Origin of the sequence: Fusobacterium sp. IOR10, assembly GCF_010367435.1 — a bacterium.
Taxonomy (GTDB): Bacteria; Fusobacteriota; Fusobacteriia; order Fusobacteriales; family Fusobacteriaceae; genus Fusobacterium_B.
This window is the reverse complement of record NZ_WJWY01000046.1, coordinates 1-9,011: the sequence shown is the minus strand read 5'-3', so window position 1 is coordinate 9,011 and position 9,011 is coordinate 1. Positions and strand designations below refer to the sequence as shown.

Here is a 9,011-nt window from a genome sequence, read left to right as displayed (position 1 = left end):
ACATCCTTTCTTTTGGTGTCGCAACTTAATTGTAACGGATTTTTTTATTTGTCTCAATTTTTTTTTTGCAAAAAATAAAGGCATTAGTATTTTTACAAATACCAACACCAAATATTATAGACCCATTAAAATCCTTAAACCTACCTTAAAATGGTAGGCTAATTTTTTGATTTAAGAGTTTAGCAACTAAACTCTTACGGGGGGTATTTTGAACAAAAGATTATATATGATGGCAGAATGTACAGTGAACAAATCGTTGATTTACTTAAGTGTACCAACTATAGTAGGATTATTAATAACTGGTTTTTATAATTTAGTGGACAGTTATTTTGTAGCAAAATTAGGAACTTTATCCATGAGTGCAATATCAGTTGTTTATCCATTATTAACTTTAGTACCTGGTATTGGACTTTTATTTGGAAATGGGGGATCAGCTTTTATTTCTGAATTGCTAGGAGCAAAGAAAAAGAAAAAAGCTGAAGAAGTGTTGGCAACTACTTTTTTTATATGTTTGTTCTTTAGTTTTTTATTACAATTAATATTATTTAAGCTTCCTCAAGTATTGGTATTTTTAGGTGCATCTGAAAATGTACTTCCAATATCTTTAGATTATTCTTATATTTTAATACTTTCTTTTATATTTCACATACCTTCAGTTTGCCTAATGAATTTAGTTAGAGCTGAAGGAGCTTTAAAACTAAGCACCTTATCTCAAGTTTTAGGAGCTCTTTTAAATATTGTATTAGACCCTATATTTATATTTTATTTTAATTGGGGTATAAAGGGAGCAGCCATTGCCACATCAATTTCTCAATTTATATCCTTTTCTATTTTATTATTATATTATTTAACTAATAGAAGTTATCTGAAACTATCATTAAATAATATTAAAATAAAATTGTGGATATTAAAGCCTACACTTAAAGTTGGAATCCCACTATTTGCAATTAATTTTTTCCAAAGTTTTTCCTTAAGTGCAACAAATATTGTAGCATCACCCTATGGAGATGATTTAGTTGCCTCTTTGGGAATTGCCAATAGAGTAGTTGGTTTGTCTACTTTTGTTGTCACTGGTTTTTCTAGAGGATATCAAACATTTATTTCATATAATTACGGGGCAAAGAGAATAGATAGAGTTAAGGATGCTACAAAGAAAGCTTTTACTTGGGGAATTGGTGGAGGATTAGTTTTAACCTTTCTTCAAATAATTTTATCATCATCCATAATTAAAGCTTTTTCAAAGGATATAAATGTTATAGATTTAGGGGTTAAATCTCTTTTTGGAGCCAGTTTATTTTTCTTTTTATATGGATTTCAAGCAATTGCAATAGTTTATTTATTATGTATAAAATATTCAAAGGAGGGATTTTTATTTAGTATAGCCCGTCAAGGTCTAATTTTTTTACCAGTTTTATTTATAGGTAAAATCTTCTTTGGGGTTTCTGGAATTATATTTGCTCAAGGAATATCAGACATAATTACAACAATATTCATAGTTTTATTTTTATATAAAATACATAATTGACAATAAGTTTGTTCCAGGTTATAATAGGGTGATATCTATTCTTATTAAAGAAAAAATCTAGATTAAAATAAAAAATTAAAAGAGGTGATTTATGGCTTTGCATGAAAAAGGGTTGCTGGTTTTTTGAGTTGTGTTTTTTTATGTTAAAGGAGTTAGAAATGATAAAAACTATTAAAATTTGGGAAGATTTAGATGGTTGTAAAAATATTAACAGAACTATATTTTTATCTTATGAAAAAGGAAATAAAATAAAAGTTATAGACAGGGCTAGTAACAGCACTTTAGCCTGTATAACAGATGAATGTTTTAGTTTAAACGAAACTATAGAGATTCTACAAAAAATTTGGGAAATTGAGCTTAAGTCTGAAATTATAAGAAGTGAGAAAACAGATTATGATTTATTAGAAGGAGAATTATCTCAATTAAAAGATACTCTTCACAAAAAAAAAGAAGAAATTGAAAAACAAGAAATTCATCTCTTTTATTTTGAAAAAGAAGTGGATAAATTAAAAGAATATATCTTTAGAACTGAATCAGAATATAAAAGAAAAATTATCAAGCTAAATAATGAAAATAAAAAATTAAATAATGAAATTCAAAAACTTTCTAGTAATAAAGAAAGTCGAAAATTTTGGAAACAAATACTTGGATAGTCTATTTTTGGACTTTTTATTAAAAAATCCTTGATTTATCCCCAACTTTGTTGTATAAAAATACTATATTCAAATATAAATTTTAAGGGGTGATTTTATGAATTTTAAATTACATATCTACACTGACACTAGACAAAAACCAAATGGGGTTGATGTTGAATTTGAATTTACTAAAGAAGGATGGAATATATGGGCTGAAATGTGTCCATCAGTAGATAATTATAGAAAATGTTTACCTAATGGGGATAGTAATCAACCTGGAATTAAAGATAGCGGTGTTGAATATGTTTTTTCTCAAGTAAACTGTTTACACTATCCTAAAAATTTTAAAACTATATTAGAAAAAATATGGAAAATTTTAGATGGAGAAAAAATAGACGCAAGAAAAGCTAGAGAATTCTTTGGAAAAATAGAAAATAATATAAATGCAACATATTCAACAGAAAATGAAATTAACTATATTAAATAATTTAAAACCAAAAAGAAGAGGGAAATCCCTCTTCTTTTTGGTTTTAATATAAACTTCTAATATATGTTACATCATTTTTAATTTTCTCAATATCCTCTTCTTCTATTGAAAAACGAACTCTTAATGGAAATTCCATAGCCAAAGTTCCTGTTTTTTTAATACATTTAGATGTAGTTAAAATATTTCCATTTGTTTTTTGTAAATGATCTTGAATAATTTCGATTGATTCTCCACTCCAACCAAAAGATCCAAAAGATCCAACTGTTTTTCCTGTTAAATCTGGTAAATCTGAAATTAATTTTTCTATGGAACCTATCATATCACCATATTTTGTAGAAGAACCAATTAGTACTATGTCACTAGTTTCTATTTCCTTTAAAATTTCCTCATGGTCTATTTTATCACCATTAAAAACTGTAGCTTGAAATAATTTGTCTTCATTAAAATTATCACATAACATAGTTGCTATTTTCTTAGTAATTCCTCTCATTGTAGTATAAACTATTGACACTTTTTTTATAGTATTTTCATTCTTAGATTTTTCTTCATAAATACCAATGTATTTTTTAACATCCTTATCTAAAATATATCCATGGGAAGTTGCTATTTTTTCTATATCCAATCCCTTCACTATTTCTATCATTTTTTGTACATGAATTTTATGAGGTGACATAATTAAATCATAGTAAACTTTAAAATCTTCATCTATATCATTAGATTCTAAAGTATTTGTAAACTTATCAGTTGCCACGTGGGTACTAAACATATCACAAGAAAATAAAATTTTATCTTCCACACAATAAGTTAGTATAGTTTCTTCTGTATGTAAATTAGGTGTTGAGAAAAACTTCAATGTCTTTCCACCAATATCTAAAGTATCACCAGTTTTAACAGTTAAAAATTTTCTTTTAGTTGCTCTATATAGTTCTTTTATATGGTAAACAGCCTTTTCATCACAAACTATTGTAGCATTAGGGGCATTTCTTAAAAGTATAGCCAAAGCTCCAGAATGATCTGGTTCAGTATGATTTATTACAATATACTCTATGGTATTTAAATCAATTTGTTCCTTTAAATTTTCTATATAAGCTCTACCATACATCATATCAACAGTATCTATAATTGTAGGTTTTTTTGTTTTGTATAAATAACTGTTATATGTAGTTCCCTTTGTTAAAGTTAATCTATGGAATGGAACATCCCTATCATCAACAATGCCCACTTCAATTAAATCATTATTCAAATTATAATTTTGTAATTTCATAAATTCTCCTCCTGTATCCCTCTATTAGTTAAATATTTATTTATATCCTATAAATTAATTATACTACATTTTATTTTAAATTACTGTTGCTTTTGCAACTAACTTTTATATTTTCATATAAAAAAGGCTTAGAATTAACTAAGCCTTTTACTTATTGATATTTAATCTTTAGTATGACAAGCAACACTGTCATATGCTACACCAGAAGCTTCAGGATATCCTTTTGCTTTTGCTGCCTCTACAGCTTCACCTGAATATTCAAATTCTCCTAAAAGAACCATATCAGGATTATTTCCTTCTCCACAAGATTCTTTATAAACCTCTTGAGTCTTTTTGTTAATGTAATATTTCATAAACATTCCCCCTTTTTAAAGAAAATAATAAACAATATACCTAATATTATTTATACCTCTAAAAGAGTCATATGTCAACACTCAAATGAAAATTTTTACTTGCTTAGATATATTTATGATATAATTAAAAAAAGATTATAAGGAGGAACAACAATGAAAAAATTTTTAGAAGAACATGCTTTTAAAATTCTAATCTACGCAATTGTTTTATATTTCCTAATAAGAATTCTTTTATTCTATTTTGTTTCATAATTTAGTTCTAATCTGCATATATTGATTTATTTTCAAGTAAATTCAACAAAGCTGGTCTAAACTTTTTAGTAAGGATATTTAAAACCTTTCCAACAGCTATAGCAGCAATTACTGTTCCTTCACGAATTCCAATTACAGAAAGTGTTCCTGAAAAAGAAATAATTATTGCAAGAATTACAACAGTGCAATCAAAAATAATTTTAATGTTTGAAAATTCTAAATTTGTTTTTTCAGATATTGCCAAACTTAAACCTTCTGCAGGCTGGGGAACTATGTTAGCTGTTAAATAAAATAATAATCCCATTGCTATTAAAATAATGCTCACAATAAGCAAAGATAACCTAAAAAAATAGTTTTCAACTGTGGTAAAAGTCCATATTGAATTTGAAAAGGCAACAAAGTACCCAAATATACCAGAAAAAACAATTTGAAGTAAATTAACTGCTTTAAACTGTTTTCCTAATAATATCACCTGAAGAAAAACATAAAAACAAAACACTCCTGTTGTTAATAATCCCATATTTATGTCTGTTATTACACTTAAAACGTAGGGAATAGAATTTATTGGGGATACCCCTAAGTTTGATTTAATTGAAAACGTAACTCCAAAAGCTAGCAAAAGCATACCAAAACAGTATAATAAAATTCTCTTAATAATATTCATTTCCATATTTATATCTATAACCTCCAAAAATTAAAATAAAATACTTTTCAAATGACTTTATTTTAATACTTTAGCTAAAAAAAGTCAATTTTAATTTTTAGTTCCTAGGGAAATATCCATTACAGAAATAAGATTGTATCTATATTTATCATTGAAATTTGCATCAAACCATCCCTTTGTTGTATAAACTCTCATTGTTATAGGTTTATTTCCTTTAAATATTGAATATAATTTTCTAACTTCAACTTTTGTCATAGGTAATTGAGGAAGTTTCTCGTCACTTTTAAGGGCATCTATTATAGAAAAATTGGTTATTTTTAATTCCAAAGTTTTTTCTCCATTGGAAAAAAGAATCTTTCTTAAGGATCTTTCCCCTTCTAAGGGTTTCATATAAGCCCAAGTTTTATCTGCATTCTTACAATAATTAATTTCAAATACGACCTTTGTTTTCACATATTCTACAAACTCCCTTTCCCTATGGGATAAATCATATGAAAAAGATAAGTCCCTTCCCATTGATAAAGAAGTTCCCCTATAGCATTCTTCATTATTTCTATTATTTTCTAAATTACTGCATCCTATGAAAAGAAAAACAAAACTAAATATTATTATTATTTTTTTCATAAACCCACCTTTCAATTTATTTCATTTAAATTATTATACTCTTTCTTTTTGGATTTTAAAAGAAAAAAAGTACACCTTAAACATTGGAAGTCTCCTAACATTTAAGGTGCACATTAATATTACTAAAATAATATAATTAATTATTTATTTTTTTTACCATCTGATTTTAAAGCTATATATAAACAAAGTCCAAAACCACCCCAAAGGATAGTACCTGTTAAAATACCCATAACAATTGCTCCTGTACTCATATACTCCTCCTTTTAATCTTTATTTTCATCTAATTTAATTTCATTTCCAATACCATTTTCATATATTGCTTCTTGAAATTTCTTAGAAGCTTTTTTGTTAGCTAATATAACAGCTCCTATAGATACTGCAATTAAAACACCTAATCCATAAATTCCTAAAGCTAACCATGAATATCCTTCATAAGGATTATGAATTGTATTTTTGATTTTTAAAAATAACATTAATCCTAAGATTATTGATGTTCCTCTAATACATACTAGCCACCATTTTCCAACTGTAAAATCTGAAAGACTATTTGCATATTTTCTTATACTATCAGTTTTGAAAAACCAACCAAATATAATTAATTCTGCAAGACCTGCTATAACAATTCCATATTGGTTAGTTGCATAATCTACAATATCTAAAATGTATAGTCCACCTCTAGTTGCAATAAGTAAAGATAGTAATCCTGAAATTAATGTAAATCTATTCAAAGCTTGGTTTCTAGTTAAATCAAATTTATCTCTAATAGCTGCTACAACTGATTCTATAAGTGACATTGACGATGATAATCCCGCAAATATAAGAGAGGCAAAGAAAACAACTCCAATTACTCTACTTAATCCTGGTAATGCACTTATTGCTTGTGGGAAAACTATAAAGGCAAGTCCTACCCCTGCAGATGAAACCTCTGCAACACTTACTCCTTGACTGTAAGCCATATATCCAAGTACACTGAAAACTCCAATTCCTGATAATAAACTGAAACTACAGTTTCCTAATCCTGTTATAAATGCATTATTTACTATATCTGAATCCTTTGGTAAATAACTAGAGTAAGCATACATAATAGAAAAACAAACACTTAAAGAGAAGAAAATTTGTCCATAAGCTGATAACCAAACTTGAGGATCTGCTAATTTACTAAAATCAGGTTTTAAGAAATAATCTAATCCATCAAGTGCTCCTGGTAATGTTATACCTCTAACAACAATAACTAAAAGTGCTATAACAAGTAAAGGCATAAATATTTTATTAGCTTTTTCAAGTCCCTTTTTGATTCCAATTCTAAGAACACTGTAATTTATACCCCAAACAATTAAAAGTGGAATTACTACCTTCATATTTAAACCACCTAATTTCATAGGGGAATCTGTTAACTGTAAATAAGTTCCAAATAAAAATCCTTTTGGATCTGCTCCCCAAGCTCCAGTTATAGCATATACAGCGTAACTTACTGCCCAACCAATAATAACTATATAATAAGTTGTTATTGAAAAAGCTATTAGAGATTGAAACCACCCAACTACTTCATATTTTTTATTTAAATGACCAAATACTCCTGGAGCACTATGCCTTGTTTTATGTCCTAGAGAAAACTCTAATATTAAAATTGGGATACCTGCTGTAAGCAATGCTACCAAGTATGGAATTAAAAATGCTCCCCCTCCATTACTTGCAACAGTGTATGGAAATCTCCAAATATTTCCTAATCCAACTGCTGACCCAATTGCTGCAAAAATAAATCCCATCCTCGAACCCCATTCGCCTCTATGTTCTACTCTCATATATCCCCCTTTTGGATAATAACCATTTTGTACTTTTTTCAGCATAAAATTATTACCCTATCAATTGTTAAAAATTTATTTTCTGTTTTAACTATTATATACTATTTTTTTCCTATGTCAATACTATTTTTTCGAACTATTAATTTTTTTGTTAAAATGGCTACTTTTTTTCCCCACTTTCCAAGGGGAAAATTCAAATTTTACCTTTCTTTATATGAACATAATATATTTAATTTGTTCAATTTAAAAAAATGCTCAAGATTAAAATTGTCTTTTAACCTCAAGCTCATTTTTATGATTTATTTATTTTATCTTTTTTTGTTTATTATTCACGAAATATATGAATAGTCCTGTTAAAATAATTAATATTCCTATAAATTGTTTTAAAGTAAGTTTTTCTCCCAATATAAAATATGCTAGAATACAAGTTCCCACAGATTCCCCTAATATTGACATGGAAACAGTTGAAGCACTGACCCATTTTAGGAGCCAGTTGAAAATAACCTGGCCTAGTATTGTAGAAATAAGAGCTAGGCCTACAAAACATCCCCAGGTCAATGTGGAGTAGTTGAAAAATGAAGCCCTTGTGATTAGAGAATAAAAGAATAGTATTATTGAACTCATTCCATATCCAACAATGGAGTATGGTATTACATCTATTTCTTGTCTTAATATTTGCCCTATAAAAAAATATCCTGTTATAACCCCTGCTGCTACAAAGGCCATAATGTCACCAACTAAAGCCATTCCACTAATTTGAAAATCTCCCCAACCAATAAGAACACATCCAACAATGGAAATAAAAGCCCCAAATATCACTCCTTTGGAAAATCTTTCCTTAAATATTAAAGCACTTGCTCCAAAGGCAAATACAGGTTGAAGGGTAACTATAACTGTGGAACTTGCAACTGATGTAAATTTTAAAGATTCAAACCATAATAAATAATGAAAGGATAAAAAGACTCCTGAAGCACCACCTATTAAAAGTTGTTTTCTAGTTAATCCCCTTATTTCTCTTAAATTTTTTTTATTTGTAAATAGAAAGGGAAGTAATATTAAAAAAGTAAAACTTAACCTATAAAAAGCTATAATAGATGAGGGAGCTTCACTTAATTTAACAAAAATTGCTGATGTGGACAAAGCAAAAGTCCCTAGGAACAAAACAATGTACTGCATAAACTTCTTATCCATTTTTTCTCCTTGTTAATTTTGATTATATTTTATAATATTCTATATTTTTCATTATGTCAATTTTTAAAATAAAAAAGAACCCTTAAGTTGTAGTGCACCCAAAATCTTAGACAAATAAGATGGAGGGTGCATTTCTTATGTCCAAATTAACAAATAAACAAAAAATAGAAATTTATGAAAGAAGGTTGAAAGGAGAAACAGTAAAATCTTTAGC

The 9,011-nt window shown here is 27.6% G+C and carries 10 protein-coding genes; 3 read left to right on the top strand and 7 right to left on the bottom strand.

Annotated features, from left to right (window positions below; genetic code table 11):
• The first annotated feature begins 208 nt into the window (after window positions 1-208).
• The 3 genes from GIL12_RS09525 (at window position 209) to GIL12_RS09515 (ending at window position 2,647) form a co-directional block, all read left to right on the top strand.
• Window positions 209-1,525: an MATE family efflux transporter gene (locus GIL12_RS09525; protein WP_163470245.1), complete on the top strand. Its 1,317-nt coding sequence runs from the start codon at window positions 209-211 to the stop codon at window positions 1,523-1,525.
• A 158-nt stretch (window positions 1,526-1,683) separates the two neighbouring features.
• The gene (locus GIL12_RS09520) at window positions 1,684-2,178 is read left to right on the top strand and encodes a hypothetical protein (RefSeq protein ID WP_163470244.1); all 495 of its coding nucleotides are present in this window, start codon (window positions 1,684-1,686) and stop codon (window positions 2,176-2,178) included.
• A gap of 97 nt (window positions 2,179-2,275) precedes the next feature.
• Entirely contained in the window at window positions 2,276-2,647 is a 372-nt protein-coding gene (locus GIL12_RS09515) for a hypothetical protein (protein WP_163470243.1), read from the top strand.
• A gap of 43 nt (window positions 2,648-2,690) precedes the next feature.
• Here GIL12_RS09515 and GIL12_RS09510 read toward each other — a convergent pair whose 3' ends face one another.
• From GIL12_RS09510 to GIL12_RS09480, 7 genes are all read right to left on the bottom strand, one after another.
• On the bottom strand, window positions 2,691-3,911 hold the full coding sequence (locus tag GIL12_RS09510; protein ID WP_163470242.1) for an FprA family A-type flavoprotein: 1,221 nt from the start codon (window positions 3,909-3,911) through the stop codon (window positions 2,691-2,693).
• 161 nt (window positions 3,912-4,072) lie between these two features.
• Window positions 4,073-4,264, bottom strand: coding sequence for a hypothetical protein (locus GIL12_RS09505; RefSeq protein WP_163470241.1), 192 nt, complete (start codon window positions 4,262-4,264; stop codon window positions 4,073-4,075).
• A 259-nt stretch (window positions 4,265-4,523) separates the two neighbouring features.
• Entirely contained in the window at window positions 4,524-5,186 is a 663-nt protein-coding gene (locus tag GIL12_RS09500; RefSeq protein WP_239056090.1) for a YitT family protein, read from the bottom strand.
• A gap of 84 nt (window positions 5,187-5,270) precedes the next feature.
• Entirely contained in the window at window positions 5,271-5,804 is a 534-nt protein-coding gene (locus GIL12_RS09495) for a hypothetical protein (protein ID WP_163470240.1), read from the bottom strand.
• A gap of 140 nt (window positions 5,805-5,944) precedes the next feature.
• On the bottom strand, window positions 5,945-6,055 hold the full coding sequence (locus tag GIL12_RS09490; protein WP_163470239.1) for a MetS family NSS transporter small subunit: 111 nt from the start codon (window positions 6,053-6,055) through the stop codon (window positions 5,945-5,947).
• A gap of 12 nt (window positions 6,056-6,067) precedes the next feature.
• Window positions 6,068-7,606 carry a sodium-dependent transporter gene (locus GIL12_RS09485; protein ID WP_163470238.1) on the bottom strand — a complete coding sequence of 513 codons (1,539 nt, stop codon included), beginning with the start codon at window positions 7,604-7,606 and terminating at the stop codon, window positions 6,068-6,070.
• Between the two features lie 303 nt (window positions 7,607-7,909).
• On the bottom strand, window positions 7,910-8,797 hold the full coding sequence (locus GIL12_RS09480; RefSeq protein WP_163470237.1) for a DMT family transporter: 888 nt from the start codon (window positions 8,795-8,797) through the stop codon (window positions 7,910-7,912).
• Window positions 8,798-9,011 lie beyond the last annotated feature (214 nt).